The organism is Aquibium sp. ELW1220 (assembly GCF_030398385.1).
Taxonomy (GTDB): Bacteria; Pseudomonadota; Alphaproteobacteria; order Rhizobiales; family Rhizobiaceae; genus Aquibium.
Map to the genome: position 1 here is coordinate 1 of NZ_JAOAOQ010000039.1, position 26304 is coordinate 26304.

The 26304-nt window shown below is 66.4% G+C and carries 28 protein-coding genes and 1 pseudogene; 21 read left to right on the forward strand and 8 right to left on the reverse strand.

The window, feature by feature from the left end:
- Positions 1–924: peptigoglycan-binding protein LysM (locus N1F91_RS24715; protein ID WP_289996147.1), on the reverse strand; the 924-nt coding region annotated here is incomplete at its 3' end.
- Positions 925–1041: 117 nt separating this feature from the next.
- Between N1F91_RS24715 and N1F91_RS24720 the strand changes: the two genes are divergently transcribed.
- Positions 1042–1650, forward strand: a complete 609-nt coding sequence (locus N1F91_RS24720; protein ID WP_289996148.1) for a TIGR00730 family Rossman fold protein — start codon at positions 1042–1044, stop codon at positions 1648–1650.
- 479 nt (positions 1651–2129) lie between these two features.
- Complete coding sequence (locus tag N1F91_RS24725) at positions 2130–2417, forward strand: hypothetical protein (protein WP_289996149.1); 288 nt, start codon at positions 2130–2132, stop codon at positions 2415–2417.
- 110 nt (positions 2418–2527) lie between these two features.
- Here the strand turns inward: N1F91_RS24725 and N1F91_RS24730 are convergent, their stop codons facing one another.
- Both N1F91_RS24730 and N1F91_RS24735 read right to left on the reverse strand, forming a co-directional pair.
- A complete protein-coding gene (locus tag N1F91_RS24730) occupies positions 2528–2836 on the reverse strand; it encodes a lipocalin-like domain-containing protein (RefSeq protein ID WP_289996150.1) in 309 nt (102 codons plus the stop codon).
- 34 nt (positions 2837–2870) lie between these two features.
- Positions 2871–3971, reverse strand: coding sequence for an alcohol dehydrogenase family protein (locus N1F91_RS24735; protein ID WP_289996152.1), 1101 nt, complete (start codon positions 3969–3971; stop codon positions 2871–2873).
- Between the two features lie 211 nt (positions 3972–4182).
- On the opposite strand from N1F91_RS24735, the gene N1F91_RS24740 reads away from it, so the two are divergent.
- Together N1F91_RS24740 and N1F91_RS24745 are read left to right on the forward strand one after the other, a co-directional pair.
- Positions 4183–5481 (forward strand): glycerophosphodiester phosphodiesterase family protein, encoded by a 1299-nt coding sequence (locus N1F91_RS24740; protein ID WP_289996153.1) that lies wholly within the window; start codon positions 4183–4185, stop codon positions 5479–5481.
- Between the two features lie 162 nt (positions 5482–5643).
- Positions 5644–6423, forward strand: coding sequence for an SOS response-associated peptidase (locus N1F91_RS24745; RefSeq protein ID WP_289996208.1), 780 nt, complete (start codon positions 5644–5646; stop codon positions 6421–6423).
- Between the two features lie 83 nt (positions 6424–6506).
- Here the strand turns inward: N1F91_RS24745 and N1F91_RS24750 are convergent, their stop codons facing one another.
- Positions 6507–6689, reverse strand: a complete 183-nt coding sequence (locus tag N1F91_RS24750; protein WP_289996154.1) for a transcriptional regulator — start codon at positions 6687–6689, stop codon at positions 6507–6509.
- A 419-nt stretch (positions 6690–7108) separates the two neighbouring features.
- Here N1F91_RS24750 and cysS point away from each other — a divergent pair, with 419 nt between their 5' ends.
- The 13 genes from cysS (at position 7109) to N1F91_RS24815 (ending at position 18136) form a co-directional block, all read left to right on the forward strand.
- Positions 7109–8611 carry a cysteine--tRNA ligase gene (gene cysS, locus N1F91_RS24755; protein WP_289996155.1) on the forward strand — a complete coding sequence of 501 codons (1503 nt, stop codon included), beginning with the start codon at positions 7109–7111 and terminating at the stop codon, positions 8609–8611.
- Between the two features lie 897 nt (positions 8612–9508).
- On the forward strand, positions 9509–9907 hold the full coding sequence (locus tag N1F91_RS24760) for an endonuclease domain-containing protein (RefSeq protein ID WP_289996209.1): 399 nt from the start codon (positions 9509–9511) through the stop codon (positions 9905–9907).
- A complete protein-coding gene (locus tag N1F91_RS24765; protein ID WP_289996156.1) occupies positions 9904–10407 on the forward strand; it encodes a GFA family protein in 504 nt (167 codons plus the stop codon). Before N1F91_RS24760 ends, N1F91_RS24765 begins: the two co-directional genes overlap by 4 nt.
- Complete coding sequence (locus N1F91_RS24770) at positions 10404–10880, forward strand: GFA family protein (RefSeq protein ID WP_289996157.1); 477 nt, start codon at positions 10404–10406, stop codon at positions 10878–10880. Before N1F91_RS24765 ends, N1F91_RS24770 begins: the two co-directional genes overlap by 4 nt.
- Positions 10877–11830 (forward strand): prolyl aminopeptidase, encoded by a 954-nt coding sequence (gene pip, locus N1F91_RS24775; RefSeq protein ID WP_289996159.1) that lies wholly within the window; start codon positions 10877–10879, stop codon positions 11828–11830. The genes N1F91_RS24770 and pip overlap by 4 nt, the downstream gene beginning before the upstream one ends.
- 229 nt (positions 11831–12059) lie before the next feature.
- Positions 12060–13676, forward strand: a complete 1617-nt coding sequence (cimA, locus tag N1F91_RS24780; RefSeq protein ID WP_289996160.1) for a citramalate synthase — start codon at positions 12060–12062, stop codon at positions 13674–13676.
- Positions 13677–13681: 5 nt separating this feature from the next.
- On the forward strand, positions 13682–14254 hold the full coding sequence (locus N1F91_RS24785; RefSeq protein WP_289996161.1) for a hypothetical protein: 573 nt from the start codon (positions 13682–13684) through the stop codon (positions 14252–14254).
- Between the two features lie 129 nt (positions 14255–14383).
- The gene (gene rarD, locus N1F91_RS24790) at positions 14384–15313 is read left to right on the forward strand and encodes an EamA family transporter RarD (RefSeq protein WP_289996163.1); all 930 of its coding nucleotides are present in this window, start codon (positions 14384–14386) and stop codon (positions 15311–15313) included.
- A 1-nt stretch (position 15314) separates the two neighbouring features.
- Positions 15315–16001: a glutathione S-transferase family protein gene (locus N1F91_RS24795; protein ID WP_289996164.1), complete on the forward strand. Its 687-nt coding sequence runs from the start codon at positions 15315–15317 to the stop codon at positions 15999–16001.
- Positions 16002–16068: 67 nt separating this feature from the next.
- The gene (locus N1F91_RS24800; protein WP_289996166.1) at positions 16069–16476 is read left to right on the forward strand and encodes an NUDIX hydrolase; all 408 of its coding nucleotides are present in this window, start codon (positions 16069–16071) and stop codon (positions 16474–16476) included.
- Positions 16477–16541: 65 nt separating this feature from the next.
- Positions 16542–16916 carry a TIGR02301 family protein gene (locus tag N1F91_RS24805; RefSeq protein WP_289996167.1) on the forward strand — a complete coding sequence of 125 codons (375 nt, stop codon included), beginning with the start codon at positions 16542–16544 and terminating at the stop codon, positions 16914–16916.
- 133 nt (positions 16917–17049) lie between these two features.
- Complete coding sequence (locus tag N1F91_RS24810; protein ID WP_289996169.1) at positions 17050–17307, forward strand: hypothetical protein; 258 nt, start codon at positions 17050–17052, stop codon at positions 17305–17307.
- Positions 17308–17362: 55 nt separating this feature from the next.
- The gene (locus N1F91_RS24815) at positions 17363–18136 is read left to right on the forward strand and encodes a hypothetical protein (protein WP_289996170.1); all 774 of its coding nucleotides are present in this window, start codon (positions 17363–17365) and stop codon (positions 18134–18136) included.
- A 130-nt stretch (positions 18137–18266) separates the two neighbouring features.
- Here the strand turns inward: N1F91_RS24815 and N1F91_RS24820 are convergent, their stop codons facing one another.
- Positions 18267–19598: a dihydroorotase gene (locus tag N1F91_RS24820; protein ID WP_289996172.1), complete on the reverse strand. Its 1332-nt coding sequence runs from the start codon at positions 19596–19598 to the stop codon at positions 18267–18269.
- A gap of 118 nt (positions 19599–19716) precedes the next feature.
- Between N1F91_RS24820 and N1F91_RS24825 the strand changes: the two genes are divergently transcribed.
- The 3 genes from N1F91_RS24825 to N1F91_RS24835 all read left to right on the forward strand — a co-directional run bounded on the left by N1F91_RS24825 (position 19717) and on the right by N1F91_RS24835 (position 22227).
- Complete coding sequence (locus tag N1F91_RS24825; protein WP_289996174.1) at positions 19717–20601, forward strand: folate-binding protein YgfZ; 885 nt, start codon at positions 19717–19719, stop codon at positions 20599–20601.
- Positions 20601–21221, forward strand: a complete 621-nt coding sequence (locus N1F91_RS24830; RefSeq protein WP_289996176.1) for an HD family hydrolase — start codon at positions 20601–20603, stop codon at positions 21219–21221. The genes N1F91_RS24825 and N1F91_RS24830 overlap by 1 nt, the downstream gene beginning before the upstream one ends.
- A 361-nt stretch (positions 21222–21582) precedes the next feature.
- Complete coding sequence (locus N1F91_RS24835; RefSeq protein WP_289996177.1) at positions 21583–22227, forward strand: helix-turn-helix transcriptional regulator; 645 nt, start codon at positions 21583–21585, stop codon at positions 22225–22227.
- A 9-nt stretch (positions 22228–22236) separates the two neighbouring features.
- Here N1F91_RS24835 and N1F91_RS24840 read toward each other — a convergent pair.
- Positions 22237–23306, reverse strand: a protein-coding gene (locus N1F91_RS24840) for an IS630 family transposase (RefSeq protein ID WP_289996178.1) whose coding sequence is annotated in 2 segments (ribosomal slippage) — positions 22237–22820 and positions 22820–23306 — 1071 coding nt in all. Because the reading frame shifts where the segments join, the coding sequence is not laid out codon by codon here.
- A gap of 152 nt (positions 23307–23458) precedes the next feature.
- Here N1F91_RS24840 and N1F91_RS24845 point away from each other — a divergent pair.
- A pseudogene (locus tag N1F91_RS24845) lies at positions 23459–23779 on the forward strand (hypothetical protein); the annotation flags it as partial.
- A 199-nt stretch (positions 23780–23978) separates the two neighbouring features.
- Here the strand turns inward: N1F91_RS24845 and N1F91_RS24850 are convergent.
- Both N1F91_RS24850 and N1F91_RS24855 read right to left on the reverse strand, forming a co-directional pair.
- Positions 23979–24872, reverse strand: a complete 894-nt coding sequence (locus N1F91_RS24850; protein ID WP_289996179.1) for a DUF6602 domain-containing protein — start codon at positions 24870–24872, stop codon at positions 23979–23981.
- 36 nt (positions 24873–24908) lie between these two features.
- Positions 24909–26075 carry a hypothetical protein gene (locus tag N1F91_RS24855; protein ID WP_289996180.1) on the reverse strand — a complete coding sequence of 389 codons (1167 nt, stop codon included), beginning with the start codon at positions 26073–26075 and terminating at the stop codon, positions 24909–24911.
- Between the last annotated feature and the right edge of the window lie 229 nt (positions 26076–26304).

A 26304-nucleotide genomic window follows, 5' to 3' on the forward strand; every position in this document is an offset into this window, starting at 1 on the left:
CATGGTCTGGCCGGTGCCGGCGGCCGGGGCTTCGGGCAGAACCGCCGGCGCGGCGGTGTCGTCCGCCGGTGCATCGGCGGCGGCGAGTGCTGCGGGCGCAGCCGTGTCGCCCGCCGGGGCATCGGCGGTCTGCGGGGCATCGGCCGGCGCGGACGGCGTCGCCTCGGCGACTGTCTCGGCAGCGGCCTCGCCGGCAGCGGGCGCTTCGGCGATGGCAGCGGGTGCGGCGGCGCCCGCCACGGGCGCTCCGGCAACGGCCGCGGGCGGTTCGAACGAAGTGGCCGGAGCCTCTGCGACGAGGGCTGCAGCCGTGCCGGCCGCGGCGTCATCCGTCGCCGCGGCGACGGCGGCCGGGGCCTCGCCCTCGGGCACGGTGATCAGCCGGCTCGCCTTGCCGGGCTCCTCGACGAGCGCCAGCACCTCGCCCGAGGGCGAATCAGGCACCGAGACCAGCGCGGTCTCCAGCGAGGTGGCGACGACGTTGTCGGGCGAGGTCGAGCGCAGCACGATCTGGTAATTGCCGGGCTTCAGCGGCTCGTCGAGGACGACGACGAACTCCCGGTCAGCATTGGCGGTGGCGGTGGCGATGACGTTGGAGCCGACGACGACCTCGATGCCGGCCTTGGGCGTGGAGCGGCCGGCAATGACCATGGAGCCGTCCGGCTCGACGCGCAGGAGATCGAAGGTGGGAGCCAGAACCTGTTCATTTCCAACGACTTGCGGCTCGGCGGCGGCAGGCTCGACGGCCGCAGACGGCGCGGGCGCGGCATCGGCCTGGGGCGCGGCCTTGTCTTCGGGCAGGGCGGCGACCATCGGCGCGTTGCCGAGCGACCCTTTCCCCGGCCCGTCGACATAGTAGGCCACGGCACCGATGGTGGCGAGACCGCCGATAAGGAAGAGCAGCACCTTCAAGGGAGAATTCACCGTCAAGCCCCGATCCTTTGCCGATTATCCTCGCTCTAGCGCGTTTTTTGCAGTGCCACAAGAAAAACGCCCGTCGCGGTCTTGACCGCCCGGCCACCCCCGGGCCCATTGCCGGCCATGAGCACGATTCGATCCATCTGCGTCTACTGCGGCTCCTCGCCGGGCCGGCAATCCCTCTATGTCGAGGCCGGCCGGGCACTCGGCCGATCCATCGCCGAGGCCGGGCTGCGGCTCGTCTATGGCGGCGGCACCAAGGGCATCATGGGCGCGGTGGCCGACGGCGCGATGGCGGCCGGCGGCCCCGTGACCGGCATCATCCCGCGCTTCCTGATGACCAAGGAACGCACCGCGTCGGACCTCGACCGGCTCGACGAACTCGTCGTCACCGAAGACATGCACCAGCGCAAGCACATGATGTTCGAGAAATCCGACGCCTTCGTGGCCCTGCCCGGCGGCATCGGCACGCTGGAAGAGATCGTCGAGATCATGACCTGGGCGCAGCTCGGCCGCCACCGCAAGCCGATCGTCTTCGCCAACCTGGACGGCTTCTGGAACCCGATGACGGCGCTGCTCGACCACATGCGCGCCGAGGGCTTCGTGCATACGGGGCACCTGGTGCAGCCGCTGATCGTGGAGGCGGTGGTGGACATCGTGCCGGCGATCGTGGAGGCGGCGCGGGCGGCGGACGAGGCGGAGGGGGATGCGGGGGTGATCGGGAGGCTGTAAAAGGGGTGGTGATAGCGTTTGCCCGGCGGCACGTCCGGCGGCCATCCGACAACCCTCGCGCCCTGTCACGCCCCCCTCTGCCTCGCCGACCGGCGCTTCGCCAGCGCTCCGGGCGTTCGGCCTGCGGTAGACCAGAACGTCTGCGGCCGGTCGGGCGCCCCCACCGTGCCGCGCGTGGTCCCCTGCCGGGGCGAGGCTCTGGTCTCGTCCGTCTTCTTGTCCTCCGCCTCGCAGGGAGAAGCAGAGGGCCGCGCGGCGACAGCGTGATCCGGGTTCCTCTTGACCACCGTGGGCAGACCGGCCGGCCGGGAGGGCGGGCGGGCGAATTGCCATCGACATCCTCCGCCCGAAATGCGACTTATGTTCATCGGTCGCCGATCGAGCTTTTTTCCTAGCGGTATCGAATATCGGCAGACCGGCTTCTAGGCTAAAATTTTCTATATTTCATATTATAAAATCCAAAGGGGAAGGAAACTCAGATGACTTATGGCGCAATCTCGAACTGGAAGTCGAATGTACCGAATACAGACGATATGAAGGCGACCGCAAAGGCGAAGTATGTCAAAGCCGTCATGGCCCTTGGCGCGGACGACTGCTACTTCATCGAGACCGGCAGCGACACGTTTTCCGTCTGCACCATCTATCCTGACGAAGCCACAGCGACGACTGCGATGGCAAAGCAGAATGCCGTCCGGGCGGATGCTTCGTCGGAAATGCCCGTCAAGCTGCTGGGCGAAGCTCGCGGGACGGTTTTTGCCTCGTCCTGACGATCCCGTCGCCTGACGATCGGGGCGACGAGCCGCACCCGACCCATGCGCGAAATGTCGCCGTTTCGCGCGTGGGCGTGCCGCAAGTCGGCGAGGCGATCTCCGGCGCGTCAGAAGGCCGACGCCCTGCGCCATTTCAGGACTCCCAGTCCGTTCCGGCCGGGAAACATCGGATGCAACGTCTCTCCAGTGGTGATCGAGAGAATGTCGTCCTCGATCGAGAAGGTTCGCGCCTGGTCGGTGCCGACCCATCCGGGATGCCAGGAGACCTCGACGTCGGTCACGAACCTGTCCTCGCCTTCAATCCGGAATAGTCTCAAACAGGCCATCATGCTTCTGAAAAGGGCGGCGTCGCCGGTTTCACCGATCGCGGACGTTGCAGGCGGCGCGGCGGCGTCGGAGCTGCCGATCCCGCACAAAGGGGAGATCGGTAGCTTCGCCGGTTTCGCAGCGTCACGACGGCGGGATCAGGACGAGCTTGCCGGTGTGGTGCTTTTCCTGGAAGGCGCGCTGGGCGTCGGCGATCTTGTCGAGCGGGTAGGTGGCGGCGAGCAGGGGGCGGATTTCGCCTTTCTCGATATGGGAGACGAGATCGGGGAAGACCGGGGCGTCCCATGCGGTGCAGCCGACGAGCGTGATGTCCTTGAGGTACAGGTCGCGCAGGTCGAGTTCGACGACCGGGCCGGCGATGGCCCCCGATGTGGCGTAGCGGCCGCCGCGCTTCAGGAGCTTCAGCATCGTGCCGAAGCCCGGCCCGGCCACATTGTCGATGACGACGTCCATGCCGTCGGCCCCGAGAACGGCCAAGGGATCGTCGTCGCGGACGAGAACGCGGGCCGCGCCGAGCCCGGCGATGGCGTCGCGCTTCGAGGCGCTCGTGACCGCGATCACCTCGGCGCCGCGGCGCGCGAGCAACTGGACCAGCGCCGACCCGACGCCGCCCGACGCCCCCGGCACCAGCACCCGGTCGCCGCGCGCGACGCCGGCGCGTCGCACCATGTTCTGCGCCGTGCCGTAGGCGCAGGGGATGGTGGCGAGCTCGGCATCGCTCCAGTCGCAGGCGACGGCGAAGGCCTCGCTCTCCGGAACCTTGACATATTGCGCGAAGGCGCCGTCGAAATCGGTGCCGAGCCAGACGGTGTCCATCCGGTCGAAACCCGCCTTGCGCATGCACGGCCGAACCAGAACGCGCTCGCCGATCCGGTCGGCGTCGCCGCCCGGCCCGACCGCGACGACCCGGCCGCAGCAATCGGCGCCCTGGATGAGCGGAAACGGCGTCGCGCCGTTCCAGCCGCCATCCCGGCGACCGGCATCGACGGCCGTGGCGTCGGTGCCCTGCCTTACGGACCCGGCATACCAGCCCAGCCGGGTGTTGATGTCGGTGTTGTTGACCCCCGCCGCGAGCACGCGAAGCAGGAACTCGCCCGGACCGGGGACCGGCCTGGCGACCTGCCTGAATTCGAGCCGATCGTATCCGCCGCTTCCGGTGGTCACGACGGCCAGCATCGTGGCCCGGTCGTCGGGGCTCGCGCGCCCCGCAAGTTCCTGCCGCATCCTTCCGCTCCGTACAGCCCAGCCCGACGGGACCATAGCATCGCGGACGGCGGAAGCACGCGGCTTCCCGAGACCGAGCCGCAAACCGAAGGCGATGATCGCGTCCTCGCGCAAGCGTGATCGGCTTTTCCACAGGGCGGCGGGCGGGCGAGACGGGGGTGTCATGGAGGCGTGGTTCGATGGGCCTTTCATCACGAAAGGACCAGAGCCGATGAACCCTATCCTCGCCGCCACGCTGCACGTCGCACGTGGCTCCGGGCCGCTCGTCGCACGTGCTTCCTCGCTGCACGTCGCGTGTGTTTCCGCGCTGCTTCTCGTCAGCGCCACGGCCGGCGCGCAGGCGCATGAGACGACGGCGAGTTCCGTCCAGCTCGGGCCGCGGCCGTTCCATCTGGTGCAGGACATGGACGAGGGGCCGCTGAAGGAGACATTGCTGGCCTGCCAGGACGGGCCGTTCGAGAGGACGGCGTGGTCGATCGGCCATCGCGGGGCGCCGCTGCAGTTTCCCGAGCATACCCGCGAGGGCTATGTCGCGGCGGCGCGGATGGGGGCGGGCATCATCGAGTGCGACGTGACCTTCACGAAGGACCGCCAGCTCGTCTGCCGGCATGCGCAGGACGACCTGCACACGACGACGGACATCCTGGCGACGGATCTGGCCGCAAAGTGCACGGCGCCCTTCGTGCCGGCGGCGGCCGGGCAGAAGGCGTCGGCAGAATGCCGGGCGTCGGACGTGACGCTGGCCGAGTTTCGCACGCTGAACGGCAAGATGGACGCGGCCAACCCGGCGGCGACGACGGTGGCGGAGTACATGGACGGGACAGCCAGGTGGCGGACCGACCTCTACGCGACGAAGGGCACGCTGATGACGCATGCCGAATCGATCGCGCTGTTCAAGGCGCTCGGCGTCAAGTTCACGCCGGAGCTGAAGGCGCCGGCCGTGGCGATGCCCTACGAGGGCGACTACACGCAGGCCATGTATGCGCAGCAGATGATCGACGAGTACAGGGCGGCGGGCGTGGACCCGGCCGACGTGTTTGCGCAATCGTTCAACCTCGACGACGTGCTGTACTGGATCAAGACCGAGCCGGACTTCGGCCGGCAGGCGGTCTATCTCGACGGACGCGACGGGACCCTGCCCGGCTTCGACCCGATGGTGGCCGCGACCTGGGACCGGTCGATGGCGGAGCTGAAGGCGCTGGGCGTGAACTTCATCGCGCCGCCGATGTGGATGCTGGTGACGCTGGAGAACGGGCAGATCGTGCCCTCGACCTATGCGAAGGAGGCGAAGGCTGCGGGGCTGAAGATCATCGCCTGGACGGCGGAACGCTCCGGCCCGCTGTATTCCGGCGGCGGCTGGTACTTCCAGTCGGTGAAGGATGCGATCGACAATGACGGCGACGTGTTCACGCTGATGAACGTGCTGCACCAGGAGGTGGGAATCGTCGGACTGTTCTCGGACTGGCCGGCGACGACGACCTACTACGCCAACTGCTTCGGGCTGGAATAGGCGGCGGCCGCGGCTGCCTTTCGGGGGCTCCGCCCCTCCACCGCATGCCACCCGCGTGCGGGGGAGGGTTTCGCTTCGCCGTCGGCGCTGCCGCCTTGCACGGTCCCTGCCGAAGTCCTTCGCCGCTTGACCTTTGCAAGCCGGACCGCCAAGTCTGGCGGCATGTGCGGACGGTTCACATTGGCGGCGACGCCGGAAGAGGTGGCGGCGTTCCTGGCGACGCTGGAGCTGGATGCGTTTCCGCCGCGCTACAACATCGCGCCGACGCAGCCGATCCTGCTTGCCATGGCCGGCCCGCCGCGCGAGCCGGGCTCGAACCTGCCCGACCGGGTGGCGCTGCTGGTGCGGTGGGGGCTGATCCCGTCCTGGTGCAAGGACCCCAAGGCGCTGCCGCTGCTGATCAATGCGCGTTCCGAGACGGCGGCCGAGAAGAACGCCTTCCGTGCCGCCATGCGCCACCGCCGGGCGCTGATCCCGGCGACGGGGTTCTACGAGTGGAAGCGGGAGGGCAAGGCCAAGCAGGCCTATCTGATCCGGCCGAAGGGCGGCGGGCTGATGGCCTTCGGCGCGCTGATGGAGACCTATGCCGAGCCCGGCGGCGGGGAAATCGATACCGGCGCGATCCTGACCACGGCAGCGAACGATGAGATCGCCGAGATCCACGACCGCATGCCGGTGGTGATCCGCCCGGCGGATTTCGCGCGCTGGCTGGATTGCCGCGGCAAGGAGCCGCGCGACGTGGCCGACCTGCTCGCCCCCGTGGAGCCGGGCTACTTCGAGGCGATCGCGATTTCGGACAAGGTGAACAAGGTGGCCAATATCGGCCCCGACATCCAGGAGCCTCTTGGGCAGGAGCCGATCGCCAGCGCTCAGCCGGCCGCCCCCGTGCCGAAGGCGGCGCAAAAGCCCGCGCCGCCCGCCGATCAGCTCAAGCTGTTCTGAAACGCGTCCCGCGGGGCATCACCCGCGCCGTCCCGCGATGGCGGAACGGGCCGGCGCCCGCGTCGGGCGCGGGGCGAGGCGCCTCAGTCGGTGTCCTTCTGCGACGACAGCGGGCCCGTCGTCGGGGCGGTGCCGGCCTGCTTCGCCTTCTTGTGGGAACAGACAAGGGCAGCCAGAACGGCAGCCGGGCCGATGGTCCGGAACTTCTCGAGCTGGGGGCCGGCCTTGGCACGTTCGCTGTCGGCCTGCGTGGCGGTGCGTTGCATCGTCTTTTCCCTTGGGGTCCTCTGTGTCCGGGCTCTCCGGCCCGTATCGCGGCAGGTGGTGTCCGATTTCGTCCGAAACATGGCCGAACCACCTCCTGTTCCCGAATATCCGACTCGTGGGGCGGGAACTGTGAAATCTGCCCCATTCACTGTTGCAGGAGCGACACAGGCCAAGGCGTCGCCCGGCTTGACGCGGCCGGAGCCGGGCGGCATAAAGCACGCGATGAAAACGACCTTCGCCATTGTCGGCATCTGCATTTGTGGCTAGCGCACGCGCTGGTCCGGACGTTTTCACCCTTTCTCCCAGGAAAAGAAAAACGCCCCGGCCAGCCGGCGGGTGAATTTCGGTGCGCCGTCAGCAGGCGCCCGTCGGGAAACCTGGCGTCGGCGCCTGCGCCGCGCCCGTTGGGAAAGAGAACATGTCCGAGGGTATCCGCCTCTACAACACGCTGACGCGCTCGAAGGAGCCGTTCCAGCCGATCGACCCGGACAATGTGCGGCTCTATGTCTGCGGCCCGACGGTCTACGACTACGCCCATATCGGCAATGCGCGGCCGGCGATCGTGTTCGACGTGCTGTTCCGGCTGCTCAGGCACCTCTACGGGGCCGAACACGTCACCTATGTCCGCAACATCACCGACGTCGACGACAAGATCAACGCGCGGGCGCTGCGTGACTTCGGGGCCGAGATCGAGGCCGGCCGGCTGTCGCTCAACGCGGCGATCCGCAAGGTCACCGAGACGACCTACGAGCAGTACCAGAAGGACGTGGCGGCGCTGGGCTGCCTGCCGCCGACGGTGCAGCCGCGGGCGACGGAATTCGTGCTGCCGCGCGCCGACGGCCGGTCCGACATGGTGAGCCTGATCCAGTCGCTGCTCGACCGCGGCCATGCCTACGTGGCGCGCGGAGCCTCGGGCGCCGAGGTGCTGTTCGACACCGGCTCGATGGCCGATTACGGCCGCCTGTCGAAGCGCAATCTCGACGAGCAGCAGGCCGGCGCCCGCGTGGCGGTGGAGGCGCACAAGAAGAACCCGGCGGACTTCGTGCTGTGGAAGGAAAGTGCCGCCGACGAACCCGGCTGGGAAGCGCATTTCGACATGGCGGACGGCGGCCACGCGCACATCCGCGGCCGCCCCGGCTGGCACATCGAGTGCTCGGCCATGTCGGCCGCCTATCTCGGCCAGACCTTCGACATCCATGGCGGCGGGCTCGACCTGATCTTCCCCCACCACGAGAACGAAATCGCCCAGTCGCGCTGCGCCCACGGCACCGACGTGATGGCGAACGTGTGGATGCACAACGGCTTCGTGCAGGTGGAAGGCCGCAAGATGTCGAAGAGCGAGGGGAATTTCGTCACGATCCACGAGTTGCTGGAGACGGAGAGGTTCGGGGGACGGAAATGGCCGGGCGAGGTGCTGCGGCTGGCGATGCTGATGACGCATTATCGCGAGCCGATCGATTTCAGTGTGCGGAGGCTGGAGGAGGCGGAGAAGAAAATAATTCGGTGGGGCAAGAGTGCCTACCACAAAGTGGAACCGAGCTCGGACCTGATCTCTCCCGAGGTGATTTCATGCTTGTCAGACGATTTGAATTTCTGGCCAGCGATGAAGATTTTGGATGACCTCGCTTATCCGGGCAACGCCCTCGACGGACATTCTCACCAGGTTCTGGAAGCGACACTCCGTTTCCTAGGGCTTCTGATGCCGTATGAACGATTTCAGAATTGGCTGAACGTCGCAGACGAAGACACAATACTCATGATTAACGCCCGCATCGCGGATCGCCTCGCGCTCATCGCCCAGAAGAACTGGGCCGAGGCCGACCGCATCCGCGACGAGCTGCTCGCGCAGGGGATCCAGCTGAAGGACGGGAAGGATCCCGTCACCGGCGAGCGGGTGACGACGTGGGAGGTGAAGCGGTGAGGGTGGAGCACGACAGCGTGGAGAGGTCGGCGCCTGGGCGCCCCCCTCTGGCCTGCCGGCCATCTCCCCCACGAGGGGGGAGATCGGCAGCTTCGGCGTCTCCGCAGCTTCTTCACCGTCGGCGATTGGCGGAGCCGGCGGCGACGGCCGATCTCCCCCCTCGTGGGGGAGATGTCCGGCAGGACAGAGGGGGGCGCCGTAGGGCGCTGACGTCTGCTTCTGAGACTTCTGCGACCGGCCGAGGCCGACCGCATCCGCGACGAGTTGCTCGCGCAGGGGTTCCAGCTGAAGGACGGGAAGGACCCGGTCACCGGCGAGCGGGTGACGACGTGGGAGGTGAAGCGGTGAGGAGGGAGCACGACAGCGTGGAGAGGTCGGCGCCTGGGNGCGAGCGGGTGACGACGTGGGAGGTGAAGCGGTGAGGAGGGAGCACGACAGCGTGGAGAGGTCGGCGCCTGGGCGCCCCCCTCTGGCCTGCCGGGCGGGGCGAGCCACTTGTCTCGCCCGTCCTTCGGACCCCCCACGAGGGGGGAGATCGGCAGCTTCGGCGTCGGCGCTCAACCTGCCAACATCGGAATTTGGCGAAGACGGCGGAGCGAATGATCTCCCCCCTCGTGGGGGAGATGGGCGGCAGCCCAGAGGGGGGCGCCGTAGGGCTCGACGGCAGCCGAGGCGCGCGCGCCGTCGGGCGCTGGCCGTTCCGCTCGGACGTGCACCCGGCGGTGAAGCGGTGAGGGCGATGATGCAATTGCAGACGCTTGCACTCTACGGCGCCCCCCTCTGCCTGCCGGCATCTCCCCCACGAGGGGGGAGATCGGCAACTCCGCCGTCTTCGCCAACTTCCGATGCGGGGCGGATGAGCGCTCCCCGCACCCCGCGACGGTGGACCGCCTGACCATGCCGCACACACCGCCCCCGCCCCAGAACCGGCCGCGCGCAAAGGCTATGCGCAGGCGCATGACAGAGGCTGAGCTGAAATTCTGGAACGCGGTGCGCGCGCATCGCCTCATGGGGATGGGCTTCCGGCGTCAGTTCCCGATCGGTCCCTACATCGTCGATTTTGCCTGCCCTTCGCACAAGCTCATCGTCGAGATTGACGGCAGCCAGCATGGCGACGACGAGGTTTTGCGCGCCGATGCCGTTCGCACGCGGTTCCTGGAAGACAGCGGCTGGACCATCCTCCGCTTCACCAATGCCGACGCGCTCACCGACATCGACAATCTCTGCCTGCACGTGATCACCGTGGCCGGCCTTTCCCGGCCCGCAACCATCCAGCACGAGGGAGCCCGTCCATGAGCCTCGACAACGTCCCCCGCTATTCCGGCGGCTGCCAGTGCGGCGCGGTGCGGTTTCATGTCACCGGCGCGATGGGCGATGCCTCGGTGTGCCATTGCCGCATGTGCCAGAAGGCAGCCGGCAATTTCTACCTGCCGCTGGTCTCGGTGCGGAATGCGCGGCTCGAATGGACGCGCGGCGCGCCGAAACGGTTCCAGTCGTCGAACGAGGTGCAGCGCGGGTTCTGCGGCGATTGCGGCACGCCGCTGACCTTCGAGGCGCCGGACGGCATCGCGCTCGCCATCGGCGCCTTCGACGAACCGGAGGAGATCGCGCCGAAGATCCAGTGGGGCACGGAGGCGAAGCTGCCTTATGTCGACGCCATCCATGCCCTCCCGGAGCAGGAGACGATGGGCGACGTGTCGTCGGCAACCTACCTGACGCGGCTCGTCTCGTTCCAGCACCCCGACCACGACACCGACGACTGGTCACCGTCGGGCGAGCGCGGAGCCGCGTCATGAGCGAAGCGATCACCGGCGGCTGCCAGTGCGGCGCGGTGCGGTTTTCGGCGCAAGCCCTCGGCCGCGCCTCGATCTGCCATTGCCGCATGTGCCAGAAGGCCTTCGGCGGCTTCTTCGGCCCGCTGGTCACCGGGCTCGGCGTCGAATGGACGCGCGGCCGCCCGGCGCGCTTTTCAAGCTCCAACCTCGTCTCGCGCGGCTTCTGCGCGTCCTGCGGCACGCCGCTGACCTACGAGTACGAAGGCGGCACCGAGCTCGCCATCGGCGCGCTGGACGATCCCGAGCGCGCCGCGCCGGTCATCCAGGTCAATCCGGCGGACAAGCTGTCCTTCGTCGGCGGGCTGCACGCGCTGCCATGGCGCCAGCCCAGCGAAAGCCCCGCCGCGGACGCCTTCATGGCCGCAGTGGAAAACCACCAGCATCCCGACCACGACACGCAAACCTGGCCGCCGGCAAAAGGCATGCACCCATGACGCTGCGCACCCTCTATCCCGAGATCGAGCCCTTCGAGACAGGCATGCTGGAGGTCGGCGACGGCCACACGCTGTACTGGGAGCGCGTCGGAACGAAGGGGGCCAAGCCCGCCGTGTTCCTGCATGGCGGCCCGGGCGGCGGCATCTCGCCGGTGCACCGGCGGCTGTTCGACCCCGCGCTCTACGACGTGATCCTGTTCGACCAGCGCGGCTGCGGCCGCTCCACCCCGCATGCGGGGCTCGAGGCCAACACGACCTGGCGGCTGGTGGCCGACATCGAGCGGCTGCGCGAGATGGCGGGCTTCGAGACCTGGCTGGTGTTCGGCGGCTCCTGGGGCTCGACGCTGGCGCTCGCCTATGCGCAGACCTATCCGGAAGCCGTCTCCGAACTCGTGCTGCGCGGCATCTACACGCTGACCCGCGGCGAGCTCGACTGGTATTATCAGTTCGGCGTCTCCGAGATGTTCCCCGACAAGTGGGAGCGCTTCCAGGCGCCGATCCCGCCCGAGGAACGCCACGACATGATGGCGGCCTACCGCCGCCGGCTGACGGGCGACGACCGCGCCGTGCAGCTGGAGGCAGCGCGGGCCTGGAGCCTGTGGGAAGGCGAGACCATCACGCTGCTGCCGGAACCGTCGACCAGCGGCAAGTTCGGGCAGGATGACTTCGCGCTGGCCTTTGCCCGCATCGAGAACCACTTCTTCGTCCATTCCGGCTGGCTGGAGGAAGGCCAGCTGGTGCGCGACGCGTGGAAGCTCGCCGACATTCCGGGCGTCATCGTCCACGGCCGCTACGACATGCCCTGCCCGCTGCGCTACGCATGGGCGCTGCACAAGGCCTGGCCGCAGGCCGAGTTCCACATCGTCGAGGGCGCGGGCCACGCATTTTCCGAGCCGGGGATTCTCGACCGGCTGATTGCGGCGACGGACGGATTTGCGGGGAAGGTGTGATGGTGTTCGGTTTGGTTAGTAGCGTTCTGTCGCGCCCCCCTCTGCCTGCCGGCATCTCCCCCACGAGGGGGGAGATCGGCAGCGTCGGCGACGCGCTTGATCTCCCCCCTCGTGGGGGAGATGGCCGGCAGGCCAGAGGGGGGCGCGAAGGAACGCGACGGCAGGCCACAGGAACGACACGCCAACCCGCAGGAGCGCGCCATACAACGCTGCCCTCGAGGCCATCCGCATGACCCGCTCCCGCCTCCACCTCTTCGACACCACCCTGCGCGACGGCCAGCAGACCCCCGGCGTCGACTTCTCGGTCGAGGACAAGATCGCCATCGCGGCCATGCTGGACGGCTTCGGCATCGACTATGTCGAGGGCGGCTATCCGGGCGCCAATCCGACGGATACGGCCTTCTTCGAGAAGAAGAGAACCAGCCGTGCAAAGTTCGTGGCCTTCGGCATGACCAAGCGCGTGGGCGTCTCGGCGTCGAACGATCCGGGGCTGGCGGGGCTCCTGCAGTCGGCCTCCGACGCGGTCTGCTTCGTGGCCAAGAGCTGGGATTATCACGTGCGCGTGGCGCTCGGCTGCAGCGAGGACGAGAATCTCGAGGCCATCCGCGCCTCGGTGGAGGCTGCGGCCGCCGCCGGCAAGGAGCCGATGGTTGACTGCGAGCACTTCTTCGACGGCTACAAGGCCAACCCCGGCTATGCGCTGGCCTGCGCCAGGGCCGCCCACGAGGCGGGCGCACGCTGGGTGGTGCTCTGCGACACCAATGGCGGCACGCAGCCGTCGGAGGTGCGCGCCATCGTGGCGGCCGTCATCGCGGCGGGCATCCCGGGCGAGGCGCTCGGCATCCACGCCCATGACGACACCGGCCAGGCGGTCGCCAATTCGCTCGCCGCCGTCGAGGCCGGCGTGCGCCAGATCCAGGGCACGCTGAACGGCATCGGCGAGCGCTGCGGCAATGCCAATCTGATCACGCTGATCCCCACCCTGATGCTGAAGCCGGCCTTTGCCGAGCGCTTCGTCACCGGCATCACGGCCGAGCAGCTGGCCGGCATCTCGCGCCTGTCGCGCGCCTTCGACGAGTTGCTCAACCGCGCGCCGAACGCGCAGGCGCCCTATGTCGGGTCGTCGGCCTTCGCCACCAAGGCCGGCATCCACGCCTCCGCACTGCTGAAGGAGCCGCAGACCTACGAGCACGTGCCGCCCGAGAGCGTCGGGAACCGCCGCCGCGTCATGGTGTCGGACCAGGGCGGGAAGGCGAACTTCATCGCCGAGCTCAAGCGCCGCGGCATCGCGGTCGCGCGCGCCGACCACCGGCTCGACACGCTGGTCTCGCTGGTCAAGGAGCGCGAGGCGCAGGGCTATGCCTACGAGGGCGCCGACGCCTCGTTCGAACTGCTGGCGCGACGGACGCTGGGCACCGTGCCGACCTTCTTCGAAGTCACCTCGTTCCGCTGCATGATCGAGCGCCGCTTCGACGCCAACGGCAATCTGAAGACGGTGTCGGAGGCGATCGTCAAGGTCGAGATCGACGGCGAGGAGCGGATGTCGGTGGCGGAGGGCCAGGGGCCCGTCAATGCGCTCGACATCGCGCTGCGCAAGGACCTCGGCAAGTTCCAGGCCGAGATCGAGGACATGGAACTGGTCGACTTCAAGGTGCGCATCCTGAACGGCGGTACCGAGGCCATTACCCGCGTCCTGATCGAATCGCGCGACGGCACCGGCGCACGCTGGTGGACCGTCGGCGTCTCCGACAACATCATCGATGCCTCGTTCCAGGCGCTGATGGATTCGATCGTCTACAAGCTGATGAAGAACCGGGAAATGGCGGGGCTGGTGGCGGCGGAGTAGAGCAGATGGGTTTCCGGCTATCCTGGATCGCATTCGGGGACACTTCACTCGAAGTCGCCGCGGAGGCCTTCGGCCTGGCGGTGGGGGAAGGCACCGCCGAGATGCCGGAGTTCGACGCCAGCGGCCTGGCGCTCGACGGCTGGTCTCTCCTCATCTTCGACCGCGTGAACGATAGGCTCACGAAGGCGGAGGAGATATCCCACCTGTCGGCCGGCAGGGACGTGATCGTCGTCCACGTCAACGAGACGGTCATGTACGTCTCCGCCGAGCGCTGGCGGGATGGTGTCAGGGTCTGGTCGGTGTCGCACGACTCTGACAAGGGCGGCCGTCACCTCGAGGTCGAAGGCGCTCCTCCCGCCGAGTTCGCGGTCCTCAGGGAGAAGTGGTTCACCGAGCAGGATGCGCAGAAGGACGATCCTTTCCGGGCCGACTATGTTTTCGAGATTCCCGTCGAGCTTGCGGAACTGGACACCGGCTACCGCCACGATTCGTCCGGCTGGGACATGGTGGAGCTCGTCTCGACCGCCCCGGCGGAACCCACCAAAGGTTTTTTCGCGCGTCTGAGAAGCATCTTTTAGAACGTGATCGGCCGCGCAGCGTCGATCGGGCGAAGGCCGGCGCCTTTCGTCCCCGCCCTTCACCCCCCTTCATCCATCCATCAACAAAATCCATTGGCCTTTGCGGCCCGCGCACCGCATAGCACGCGCATGAGACCCGATGCCCTTCCCGAAGGCGGCGCCCGGCGCGGCTTCGTCTATGCTCTCCTCGCCTACGGGCTCTGGGGACTGCTGCCGCTGTTCCTGAAGGCGGTGTCGCACCTGCCGGTGCTGGAGGTGGTGGCGCACCGCATTCTCTGGTCGGTGCCGATCGCCGGCGCCGTACTCGTCGCCACCGGCCGCACGGGCGACCTGAAGGCCGCCTTGCGCTCGCCGCGCACCGTCGCGCTGGCCAGCCTCACCGCCGGGCTGATCACCATCAACTGGGGGCTCTACGTCTGGGCGATCGCGGTGGAGCGCACCGTGGAGACCTCGCTCGGCTATTACATCAACCCGCTGATGAGCGTGGTGATGGGCGCGGTGCTGCTCGGCGAGCGGCTGAGCCGGGCGCAGGTGGCCGCCCTTGCGCTCGCCACCGTCGCCGTCGTGCTGATGACGGTCGAGGCGGGCGTCCTGCCCTGGGTGTCGCTGGTGCTGGCGGGGTCCTTCGCGATCTACGGCTTCCTGCGCAAGACGCTGCCGATCGGCCCGAGCCAGGGCTTCTTCCTGGAAGTGCTGATCCTGTCGGTGCCGGCGCTGGCCTATGCCATCTGGCTGCAGGCGACGGGCGTGTCGCATTTCGTGCCGTCGGAGCCGCGCGACATGCTGCTGCTGCTGGCCTGCGGGCCGGCCACGGCGGTGCCGCTGCTGCTCTACGGCTTCGGCGCCAAGCTGCTCAAGCTCTCCACCATCGGGATCATGCAGTACATCGCGCCGACCGGCATCTTCCTGATCGCCGTGTTCGCGTTCGGCGAGCCCTTCGGCATGGTGCGGCTCGCAGCCTTCGCGCTGATCTGGGTCGCGCTCGCCATCTACACCTGGTCCATGTTTTCCCAGGCGCGCGACCGGCGCGCCGCGGAAGCCGCCACGCACGGAGGTTGACGTGTACGAACTGATCATCGCCAACAAGAACTACTCGTCCTGGTCGCTTCGCCCCTGGGTGCTGATGCGCATGCTCGGCATCCCGTTCTCCGAGACGCTGGTGCCGTTTCCCGGCGGCGACAGCTTCGACACCTACAAGCCGCTGTCGCCCAATGCCCGCGTGCCCTGCCTCGTGGACGGAGAGCTGCGGGTGTGGGATTCGCTTTCGATCGCCGAGTACCTTGCCGAGCGCCACGCGGGCGTCTGGCCGGCCGACGCCGCCGCACGCGCCTGGGCACGCTCGGCCGCGGCGGAGATGCACTCGTCCTTCGGCACGCTGCGCGACATCTGCACCATGAATTGCGGCCTGCGCATCCGCCTGCACGAGCGGCCGGCGGCACTGATGCGCGACGTCGCCCGCATCGGCGAGATCTGGACCGAGGGGCTCGACCGCTTCGGCGGCCCGTTCCTGGCGGGTGCGGCCTTCACCGCCGTCGACGCCTTCTACGCCCCCGTCGCCTTCCGCGCCCAGACCTACGGGCTGGAATTCGGCGGTGCCGCCGACGCCTATGCGGGGCGGCTGCTCGATCTTCCGGCGATGCGCGACTGGTATGCGGCGGCACTCGCCGAACCGTGGCGCGAGGAAGGCCACGAGGCCGAGGCGCGCACCGTGGGCGACTGGACCGGCGACTATCGCACCGCCGGCTGAACGGGACGATGCGACCGCGGGACAGCCGACATCGCGCCTGCATCGCCGGCCGCGCGAAAGCCCGGCAATGAGCGGCCCCGAAGTCGTTGCCGCCGTTTCCGTCGCGCTCCGGCGCGGCGAGCGGCTGCTTCTGGTGAAGCGCGGGCGGGCGCCGGCGAAGGGGCTCTATGCCTTCCCGGGCGGACGGGTGGAGCCGGGCGAGACGCTGGAAGAGGCTGCAAGGCGCGAACTCCTGGAGGAGACGGGGCTTGTCGCGCTCGACCTCGAGGCGCACGAGGAGCTGCTGCTCGAAGGCACGACGGCGCAGACGCGCTACCGGCTCACCGTGTTCCGCGCCCTGCATGTTTCGGGCGAGCCGGTGGCCGGCGACGACGCCGAGGCGGCGGGCTTTTTCTCGCTGGCCGAGATGGCGGACCTGCCGATGACGGCGTCTACTCTTTCCGCCGCAAGGATCATATTGTCGCTTTCGCGTTAACCATCCGGCAACCTATGGCCGGAGGTGTCTTGTTCGCGCCCGATTCCTGCGGCACGAAAAGGGCGATGTCACGCAACACGCGATTCCGTGCCGCCCTGCTCGGCCTCCTCGTCACCCTGCCCCTGCCGGCGGGCGCCGTGGATGCGCCCTACGAGGAGCGGCTGTACCGGCTGGGCGAGGTGCTGGGGTCACTGCACTATCTGCGCAACCTGTGCGGCGAGACCGGCAGCCTGTGGCGCGAGCAGATGGAGGCGCTGGTGACGGCGGAAGACCCCGCGCCGGAAAAGCGCGCGCGGCTGGTCGCCAGCTTCAACCGCGGCTACCGGAGCAATTCGGAAATCCACATGAACTGCACGCAGGCGGTGGCGGCGGCGATCGCGCGCTACATGAAGGAAGGCGAGCAATTGACGCACGAGACGGCGATTACCTTCGGCAATTAGGCCGCCGTCAACTTTTACCGGATTGGCGGCGTGCAAGGCGACCGTCCTGTGGTAAAGGATTAACGGGATGTTAAGGGATGAACGGCGGCGGGTCCCGTTTCGGGACAGCCGCCGCGACAAGGTGGGTGGAACCATGGGACATGGACTGGGCGAAATCGACGCACTGATCCGCGAAGAGAAGCGGCTGACGGCGGTGGAGAGCCAGACGGAGGCCTGGGCCGAAGGGCTGTCGGCCGGCATCGAGCCGGAGATCATCGCCGAAGCGGCGCTGACGACGGCCTTCGTGGAACTGCTGCGCGCCTGCGGCGAGGAGACGGCGCTCGCGCTGCTCGACACGATGCGCGAGAAGGTGATCGCGGGCGAATTCGAGCTGGTCCGTTCCCACCACTGAAGCCGCACGAACCGGCGGCGGCGCCGAACGCCGGACCACACGAGAGCCCCTGCCCATGACGTTCGCACCGAACTCCCTGGCGATCGCCATGCTTGCCGCCGCAGTGCTTCTGCCCGCCGCTGGCGTTTCGCAAGCGGAGACGCGCCTGGCGCTGAGCGAGATCGGCCAGGAGGCGGTGACGCCCGACGACGCTGCCGGCGGCGAGGCGGTGCCGGCGGAGCGCGGCGTGCCGCTGCCCGACCCGGTGCTGCGGCTGCCGCTGCCCTCGGTGCCGGCCGTGCCGCCCTCCCCCGCAGACGACGCGCCGGCCGGCCTCGACCAGCCCGGCGAAGCGGACGAGGGCGAGACGGCGGCCGAGCCGGTGCCGGAGGTGCTCTACGACTATTCGCTGCTGCCGGAAGAGGTTCGCCGCATGCGCGAGCTGATCATCGAGGCCTGCCGCAGCGGCGACCCTGAGCGGCTGCGGCCGCTGATCGGAATCGGCGACGGCGCCACGCAGATCACCTTCGGCGACGTCGGCGACGACCCGATCGCCCATCTGGTCGAGATGTCAGGCGACGAGCGCGGCCAGGAGATCCTCGCCATCCTGCTGGAGATCCTCGAAGCCGGCTACGTGCACCTGGCGCCGGGGACGCCCGGCGAAATCTACGTCTTTCCCTATTTCTTCGGGCTGCCGCTTGAACAGCTGACGGACCCGCAGCGGGTCGAGCTGTTCAAGATCGTGACCGCGGGCGACGTGGAGGAGATGAAGCTCTACGGCTCCTACACCTTCTACCGCGCCGGCTTTTCGCCGGACGGGCGCTGGCTGTTCTTCGTGGCGGGAGACTGAGCGGAAGGCTGCTAGGCCTGACCGGTCGCATCTCCTTCGTCTTCTTCCGCTCAGAGAGCACCTGCGAAATCGGACGGCACGAGGGCGTCGGCGGCCGGCATAGGTCGAAGCCCGGGCGCTAGCCCCGGCTTCAGGCTGGCAACGCTTCCGAAAACAGCACCGGCTCGCCCTGCCCCGGCGTGACGATCTCGCCCTCCCACATGACGCGGCGGCCGCGGATGATGGTGCCGACCGGCCAGCCGGTGACGGCGCGGCCGTCATAGGGCGTCCAGCCGGCGCGCGAGCCCTGGTCTTCGTTGCGGATGACGGCGCGGCGCTTGAGGTCGACGATGGTGAAGTCGGCGTCGTAGCCGCAAGCGATGCGGCCCTTGCGGGCCATGCCGAAGAGCCGGTTGGGGCCGTGGCTGGTGAGGTCGACGAAGCGCTCGATGGTGAGGCGGCCGGCGGCGACGTGATCGAGCATGATCGGCACCAGAGTCTGGACGCCGGTCATGCCGGACGGCGAGGCCGGATAGGGCTTGGCCTTTTCCTCCAGCGTGTGCGGGGCGTGGTCGGAGCCGAGCACGTCGACGACGCCATTGGCGATGCCCGTCCAGATGCCGTCGCGGTGGCGGGCGTCGCGCACCGGCGGGTTCATCTGGATCAGCGTGCCAAGGCGGGCATAGTCGTCGGCGGCGAGCGTGAGATGATGCGGGGTGGCCTCGCAGGAGGCGACGTCCTTGTGCTGCTCCAGGAAGGCGATCTCCTCGGCGGTGGAAATGTGCAGCACGTGGATGCGCGCCCGGACGGCGCGGGCGATGCGGACGAGGCGCTGCGTGCACTGAAGGGCCGCGATCTCGTCGCGCCAGACCGGATGCGAGGCGGCGTCGCCCTCGATCCGCTCGCCCATCCGCTCGCGCAGGCGGAACTCGTCCTCGGAGTGGAAGGCGGCGCGGCGGCGGGTGTTCCTGAGGATCGCGGCGACGCCCTCGTCGTCCTCGACCAGAAGGTCGCCGGTGGACGAGCCCATGAAGACCTTGATGCCGGCAGCCCCAGGCAGGCGCTCGAGTTCGCCGACCTCGGCCGCATTGTCGCGCGTGCCACCGACCCAGAAGGCGAAGTCGCAATGCATGCGGTGGGTCGCGCGGGCCACCTTGGCGGCAAGCGCTTCGGCGCTGGTGGTCAGCGGCTTCGTGTTTGGCATTTCGAAGACGGCGGTGACGCCGCCGAGCACGGCCGCGCGCGAGCCGGTCTCGAGGTCTTCCTTGTGCTCCAGCCCAGGCTCGCGGAAATGCACCTGGCTGTCGACGACGCCCGGCAGGACGTGCAGGCCGGTGCAGTCGATCCTCTCGGCCGCGCTCGCCGCCGAGAGATCGCCGATGGCGACGATGCGGCCGTCGCGGACGCCGACGTCGCGGATGCCGGCACCGTCCTGATTGACCACGGTGCCGCCCGTCAGGATGAGATCGCAGGTTGAAGCCATCGCCGTCACCGCCCTTGCCCGGATGATGCGGCCGGCTTACGTAATGGCCCCCGAGAATGCAAGCCGAGGCCCCTCCGACGCCAGCCCACCGCCGGGACCCGAGAGCCGAAGGAACACCATGCCGACCGTCGTCCTCAGCGCGCGCGCCTTCGTTACCGTGTCGGGTCCCGACGCGGAGCATCTGCTGCAGTCGATCCTGACGACCGACCTCGCGGCGCTGCCGGAAGGCGTTGCGAAACCGGGCGCGTTGCTGACGCCGCAGGGGAAGATCCTGTTCGATTTCCTGATCGGCCGGGCGGGGCCGGACGGCTTCGTGCTCGAGTGCCGGAGCGAGATCGCGGACGATTTCATGCGCCGGCTGATGCTCTACAAGCTCAGGGCCAAGCTCACGATTGCCAAGCGCGACGAAACGCTTGCGGCAGTTTCTTGGCGGGATGAGTCATCGTCTTCAGAGTCCGATTCAACGTCCTTCGCAACCGATCCGACCGGTCTTCGCGACGCGCGGTTTCCCGAGGCGCTCGGCGTGACGCGGCGGCCGCTGGCGGATGCGGCGGCAGGCGACGACGTCTCCGCCTGGACGGAGCTGCGCATCGCCCATGGCGTGGCCGAAAGCGGCAGCGACTATGCGCTGTCGGACGCGTTTCCGCACGACGTGCTCTACGACCAGAATGGCGGCGTGGGGCTGCGCAAGGGCTGCTATGTCGGCCAGGAGGTGGTGTCGCGCATGCATCATCGCGGCACCGCGCGGCGGCGGGTGCTGGTGGCGGAAGGCGTGGCCGACCTGCCCGAGGCGGGAACGCCCGTGCTGGCGCAGGGCCGGCCGGCCGGCACGCTCGGCAGCGTGGCCGGATCGAAGGGCCTCGCGGTCGTGCGCATCGACAAGGTGAAGGCGGCGATGGATGCGGGCGAGCCGGTGACGGCCGGCGGGGTGGCGCTCGCGCTGTCGATCCCGCCCGGCATGGGCTTCGGCTTCCCCGAGACTTCCGCCGGCGAGGACGACTGATGCCGGACCGGGCCGGAGCGCCGCCGCGCGCGTGGCAGCGCATGCTGTCGGGCCGCCGGCTCGACCTGCTCGACCCCTCGCCGCTCGACGTGGAGATCGGCGACATCGCGCACGGGCTTGCCCGCGTCGCGCGCTGGAACGGCCAGACGCGCGGCGACCACGCGTTTTCGGTGGCGCAGCACTCGCTGCTGGTGGAGACGATCTTTTCGCTGCAGAACCCCGTCGCCACGCCGCAGGCGCGGCTGACGGCGCTGCTGCACGACGGCGCCGAATATGTCATCGGCGACATGATCTCGCCGTTCAAGGCCGCCGTCGGCGGCGGCTACAAGGCGGTGGAGGAGCGGCTTCAGAACGCCATCCACATCCGCTTCTCCCTGCCGCTGCGGGCCGAGCGGCTGAAGGCCACGATCAAGAAGGCCGACATCGTGGCGGCCTATTTCGAGGCGACGGAACTCGCCGGCTTCTCGGTGGAGGAGGCGAGAAAGTTCTTTGGCCAGCCGCGCGGGATAGAGGCCGCGGCGCTCGATCTCGAGCCGAAGCCGGCGGGCGCGGTGCAGCGGGCGTTCCTGGAGAGGTTCGAGGGGCTGGTGGGGGAGATGGAGCGGGGAAGAGACGCTTAAGGAGATCGCTGGACGGGTTCAGGTTCCGGCCTGACGGCTTTCGGGTGTCGACATCGAGAATCGGCGGCTCTGCCGGCCGCCCGGCCAGCCGGCGCGTCCGAGGATACGCCAGGCTGCCAGCAGGGAATCACGGTGGTCCGGTCGTCCTGGGCTTGGTTGCGGTGCTTGGTCGCCTGCGCGTTCGGGACCAGCCGCTATCGGTCGGTAACGGTTCCCGAGCGGGAACACACCTCGAACTTTTCCGCAATTCGCATAGTGGTGATTCCGAACGGTAGCAACCGATGCCCGTGATCCCGAGCGGGAACATCCTGACTTGAACGCCCGTCCGAATTTGACTATGTTCCCGTTCGGGAGCAACACAATGCCTAAAAAACCCTCCGAACCTCACCCCGGCACGGCCACGCCAACCGCAACAGAACTGGCCCGTCTAGCCGCCCATGCGGGCGCGGTCCGGACGTTGGTCAATCAACTCGCGACGATCAACGTACCAGTTGACCGGGTGGAGAAAGCCATCCTGAAGCGAACGGCACACAACGACATCGCCAAGGCCAATCAAGCAGCAACTGACATCGCCAAGGCGGTGTCCCGTTTCGGCGTTTCGAGCGACCTGCCCCAGAGTTACACGGTTGCCAGGGTGAATCTCAAATTGCCGGACACGACCCGGATGATACAGGCGTCCCTGCCGCGTGTACTTGCGGACGCGTATCCACGCCCTCAGGATGAGAGCCCGGGGGTTGTCAGTGAACCAACACCTGCGCAAAGGACCGGCCTCCCGATCAGCGAATTACCCAGTATCGAGATAAAATCGCCAGACGAGTTGGGGCTGTTGATCCGCAAAGCCCGAGAAAGGCGAAATCAGTCGCAGCAGAGCTTCGCCGACCTGGCAGGCGTGGGACGCCGGTTCGTCTCCGAACTGGAGAACGGCAAGGCGACCCTCGAACTGGGAAAGGTGCTGAAAGTCATGCGCGCTGCGGGCATATCGATTTTCGCGCGGAACCCAACCTAATACCAACGGTCATATTCCCTGACCGACATGCGCCCAGTCCCTCATTCCGATCGATGTGATCGTGTGCGGCTGGGCGAGGAGCTTGCGCCAGGCGTCGCAGGCGGCCTCGATGATCGCCTCGTAGTCGGCGAAGACGCGGTTCGACAGCCAGTTGCTGCGCAGGTACTGCCAGACATTCTCGACCGGGTTCAGCTCCGGCGCCCGCGAGGGCAGGAAGATCGGCGTGATGTTCTTCGGCACCTTCAGCCTGGCGGTCGTGTGCCAGCCGGCACGGTCCATGATCAGCACGGCATGCGCACCCCTGGCGACGTGCCGGCTGATCTCGTCGATGTGTTCCTGCATGGCCTCGGTGTCAACGTAGGGCATGGCCAGCGCCGCCCCCGTTCCCCGCGCGGGACAGATGGCGCCGAACAGGTAGGCCGAGGTGTAGCGCTGGTCGGCGGGCTGGCGGGGCCGGGTGCCGCGGCGCGCCCACTGCCGAACCACGCCGTTCTTCTGGCCGATACGGGCTTCGTCCTGAAACCAGATCTCGACCGGCTTGTCCTTCGGCAGGTCGGCCAGGTGGGCGCTCAGCGTGCGCGCGAAGTTTTTTTATACGCCTCGACGATCTCGCCATCCTGCGCCGGATGGCGCGGCCGCGCGCTGACGTGGCTGAAGCCCAACTGCTCCAGGAGCTTGCCGACATAGCGCTCGTGAAAGGTCACCCCGAAACGCTGCTCGATGACCCGCTTGAGATCGACGCGCCGCCACCGCACCACGCCGTCGACCGCAAGGTCGGGACCTTGCTCCACGATCCGCGCAAGCTCCGCCTTCTGCTCGGCCGAGAGCCGCTGCTTGCGCCCGGCGCGGTGGCCGTCGGTCAGCCCGTCGGGGCCGAACTGGTTGAAGCGATGCACCCAATCGCGCAGCGTCTGGCGGTCCATCCCGCCGATCCGGGCAGCTTCCTCGCGGCTCATGCCGGCCAACACCGCCGCCAGCGACAGGAGTCGCCGACTTTGCCGCACATCTTTCGTCCGCGTCGCCGCCCGCCGCAAATCGTTGGCCGTGTAGTCCGTCCGCATCTTCACCGCTGATCCCATGGCGAATCTCCTTTCGCGACAGGGAATCACGAAACGGAGGCGGGCGGAATTGCGGAGAGTCTGCGGGAAGAGCCGTTGGTATAAGATGGGGCCGCTTGCCCTCGACGTCCGCCTGGACGGCTACGACGATCCTGTCGGCGTCCTCGTCCGTGACGACCGAGGAGCGGCTGCAGAATGCCATCCACATCCGCTTCTCGCTGCCCACACGCGGCGACCGGCTGAAGGCGACGATCAAGAAGGCCGACATCATCGCCGCCTATTGCGAGGCGACGGAACTCGCCGGCTTCTCGCTCGAGGAGGCGGCGCGGTTCTTCGGACAGCCGCGCGGGATCGAGGCGACGGCGCTCGACCTCGAGCCGAAGCCGGCGGCGGAGGTGCAGCGGGGGTTTTTGAAACGGTTCGAGGCGTTGGCGGGGGAGATGGGGCGGGGAGTGAGACGCCAACGGTTGGTGCCGGCTGCAAGGGGCGCGTGACTGGATGGCGGGATATGGGGGTGGTTGCTGATCGGCCAATTCTGGGCGGAAAATCAGGGAAAGCGGACATACAGTTGGCCGCCCCTCTTCAACCGCGACGCCCCCACCTTGATCATTCCCGCCCCGCAGCCTCAGTTGCCGACCTGAAGCCGACATCGCTTTCGCCGATTTGCGAGACACAATCGTTGATATTTCTATCTCACCCGGTCGTGGACCCCAGCCACCGGGTTTTGGCATACCCCGCCCTTCGAAAGCCTTTTCTAATAGGGTCTTGGTCTGTGAAGTATAGGGAATAATTCTCGGCGGGAACTGTTCTACCCTCTAAGCAATATCTCCTCAGCCACACAATGAGCTGCGAAAAACCTGAAAGCGACTCATCGCAGTAGAACAAGCCATCCGCCTCCATCGCAGAGTCAACAAGTGTTTTCCCTTTTAGGGCCGCGATAAACCCGCTCTCCAAAGATGCCACCAAATTAGGGGCGGAATGAGGTGGGATAGATTGCGAATACTCGGACGCGTGGGTCAGCAATTCCTGACCCGACGTTCTAAATCGTAAAGCTAATACGAATCCGAAAACTTGGTCAATATCTCTACTATTTTGAGAGTACCCCTCCTCCTCGTCAGGAGTGAATGAAAGTGATTCTTGGTAGTGACGGTATGGCGCCGCAGGTGGGAGCTGTTGAATATCTTGCGAAATAAGTGTGCGCCGCCTGAGCGATTTCACTGAATAGATGTTTTCGAACGCTTCCTTTAGCTTCGTTTTATCCAGAGAAGTTTTTACTTCACCGACTGCAATTACTCCTTCAACTGGAAAGCATTTCACTTCGGTATTGCTACTGAGCGGGAAACAAGGGCACAGCGATTCGTATATAACGATGTCTTGTTGCTGGCTAGTTCCTCCGAACGTGTCAATTACGAAACCCGTTCCGATTCTTACTCCGGCCGGTAATAACTTTCTTAGCTCCCCACGCACCGAGTCTTCTATTGCCGTACCACGCGCTTGGCGATTGTTAGTTGCATCGCCTTGTATGGAGTCGATTAGAATTCTGCGGGCGATATTTTCAATATATTTACTTCCATTGAAAGCCGCCACCACATCTTCCTTTCATCGAATTTCTATTTGATTTTCCTATAAATTCTCCACTAACAACGGGAGCTCATTTTCGTCAAAATCATCGAAGAAGCGTACAAAGGCATCGAGGTAAGAATCACTTTCATTACCAGCCCGCTCGGCAATCGTGATCGCGAATGGATCTTTGAACTCCGCTCTGAAGCCGTCAAAAATTGTCTTGTTCTCAGTTTTGGTTCGAATTCTTACTGTAGTCTCGATTGCCCACCTGTCTGCCATTGAGCGCTTCAAGGCTTGAGCGACATGCCCTATTGTTCCGGTAGTCAGCCCGCCATTGACCTGATAACTGAGTAATTCTCCGACCTTTCCACTAAACTTAATAGCATTAGGCAATTGACGCATTTCATTGTCTATTATTCCGGCGATCTCTCGACCTATTTGTGTGAGTCGAACAATATCAAAATTGAAACGCTCCGCGTTTCGGTAGTTGAAAGTTATTATAAAGTCGCCGACTGGCACTACGTAGAATCTACTTGTTTCAATCTTTACAAGGCCGGCCTCCAGAAGTACTTCTAGCGCGTTTTCATTGATTATCCCTTTATCGCCGTCAAAAAAGCCAACCGGGAGACACCCAAGCAACATCAGCAACGCCGATGATTTGACAAAAATTTCATAGCTGTCCGGCTGAAAGTATCTGATTGTATCTAGGGCACGCGGCGATGTCAGAGGTTTATCGCGAGAAGCTGCTTCACTTAGAGCTTTCGCTAATACATCTAGAACCGCTTCTTCATCGACATCTGCTACATATCGAAAGAACCTATCCAACCAATCGTCTCGAAGAGGCCGCGCAGTTTCAGATCCACTCGTGCGTGTTGCATAACCTATCCCTTTCTTAAAAACGCGTTCGAAGCGGTCCTCCCGCTTCTCGATTTCATAGAGCATTCTTGCAATGCCGCGGTCGGTAACCGCTCTCCCAATTCTCCGGCGGGCGTCGGCCTGTTCGTCCACGACTTCCAGATCTCCGGCATCAGACTCGGACGTCGAACTATATCTCGACATTTGGTGCACCTCGTCCTCGCCACTTGTGTTTTCCCCATCTTCGTAAGAAAACTGGCTTTCTAGCAGATCGGGTGGTGTCCACCCCTGCGGAACATACTGCGACTTCAGTGGTCGCAGCGCGGCTCGCCGTATCTCAGCGGCGATCGGATTTCTATTTTTGTTCGACATCAACCCCTCCTACCAATGCGCGATGGCCCAGCCGCAACTTGTAAGGCTGTCGAGAACCCGCCGATAGAAGCGGACTGTTTTTGATAAGATCACGCCCGATGATCGGTGCCAAGTGGCTATAGGTTGTTCTGCGCGCATCATGTTTCTTATACAGAGCGTCGGAAACTCCATCCGTCACTCGTCTGCGGGGTGACGAGTTGTTACGGTCATCCGTTCGAACGACAGAATT

Bases quoted from the DNA above. Each gene is read 5' to 3' on its own strand.
- N1F91_RS24830 (WP_289996176.1), top strand. From the start codon at position 20,601: ATGCCGGACCGGGCCGGAGCGCCGCCGCGCGCGTGGCAGCGCATGCTG.
- N1F91_RS24835 (WP_289996177.1), top strand. From the start codon at position 21,583: ATGCCTAAAAAACCCTCCGAACCTCACCCCGGCACGGCCACGCCAACC.
- N1F91_RS24770 (WP_289996157.1), top strand. From the start codon at position 10,404: ATGAGCGAAGCGATCACCGGCGGCTGCCAGTGCGGCGCGGTGCGGTTT.
- N1F91_RS24825 (WP_289996174.1), top strand. From the start codon at position 19,717: ATGCCGACCGTCGTCCTCAGCGCGCGCGCCTTCGTTACCGTGTCGGGT.
- N1F91_RS24820 (WP_289996172.1), bottom strand. From the start codon at position 19,598: ATGGCTTCAACCTGCGATCTCATCCTGACGGGCGGCACCGTGGTCAAT.
- N1F91_RS24765 (WP_289996156.1), top strand. From the start codon at position 9,904: ATGAGCCTCGACAACGTCCCCCGCTATTCCGGCGGCTGCCAGTGCGGC.
- N1F91_RS24735 (WP_289996152.1), bottom strand. From the start codon at position 3,971: ATGCGGCAGGAACTTGCGGGGCGCGCGAGCCCCGACGACCGGGCCACG.
- N1F91_RS24760 (WP_289996209.1), top strand. From the start codon at position 9,509: ATGCCGCACACACCGCCCCCGCCCCAGAACCGGCCGCGCGCAAAGGCT.
- N1F91_RS24740 (WP_289996153.1), top strand. From the start codon at position 4,183: ATGAACCCTATCCTCGCCGCCACGCTGCACGTCGCACGTGGCTCCGGG.
- N1F91_RS24785 (WP_289996161.1), top strand. From the start codon at position 13,682: ATGGGTTTCCGGCTATCCTGGATCGCATTCGGGGACACTTCACTCGAA.
- cimA (WP_289996160.1), top strand. From the start codon at position 12,060: ATGACCCGCTCCCGCCTCCACCTCTTCGACACCACCCTGCGCGACGGC.
- N1F91_RS24725 (WP_289996149.1), top strand. From the start codon at position 2,130: ATGACTTATGGCGCAATCTCGAACTGGAAGTCGAATGTACCGAATACA.
- N1F91_RS24720 (WP_289996148.1), top strand. From the start codon at position 1,042: ATGAGCACGATTCGATCCATCTGCGTCTACTGCGGCTCCTCGCCGGGC.
- pip (WP_289996159.1), top strand. From the start codon at position 10,877: ATGACGCTGCGCACCCTCTATCCCGAGATCGAGCCCTTCGAGACAGGC.
- N1F91_RS24750 (WP_289996154.1), bottom strand. From the start codon at position 6,689: ATGCAACGCACCGCCACGCAGGCCGACAGCGAACGTGCCAAGGCCGGC.
- rarD (WP_289996163.1), top strand. From the start codon at position 14,384: ATGAGACCCGATGCCCTTCCCGAAGGCGGCGCCCGGCGCGGCTTCGTC.
- N1F91_RS24800 (WP_289996166.1), top strand. From the start codon at position 16,069: ATGAGCGGCCCCGAAGTCGTTGCCGCCGTTTCCGTCGCGCTCCGGCGC.
- cysS (WP_289996155.1), top strand. From the start codon at position 7,109: ATGTCCGAGGGTATCCGCCTCTACAACACGCTGACGCGCTCGAAGGAG.
- N1F91_RS24805 (WP_289996167.1), top strand. From the start codon at position 16,542: ATGTCACGCAACACGCGATTCCGTGCCGCCCTGCTCGGCCTCCTCGTC.
- N1F91_RS24855 (WP_289996180.1), bottom strand. From the start codon at position 26,075: ATGTCGAACAAAAATAGAAATCCGATCGCCGCTGAGATACGGCGAGCC.
- N1F91_RS24815 (WP_289996170.1), top strand. From the start codon at position 17,363: ATGACGTTCGCACCGAACTCCCTGGCGATCGCCATGCTTGCCGCCGCA.
- N1F91_RS24810 (WP_289996169.1), top strand. From the start codon at position 17,050: ATGGGACATGGACTGGGCGAAATCGACGCACTGATCCGCGAAGAGAAG.
- N1F91_RS24745 (WP_289996208.1), top strand. From the start codon at position 5,644: ATGTGCGGACGGTTCACATTGGCGGCGACGCCGGAAGAGGTGGCGGCG.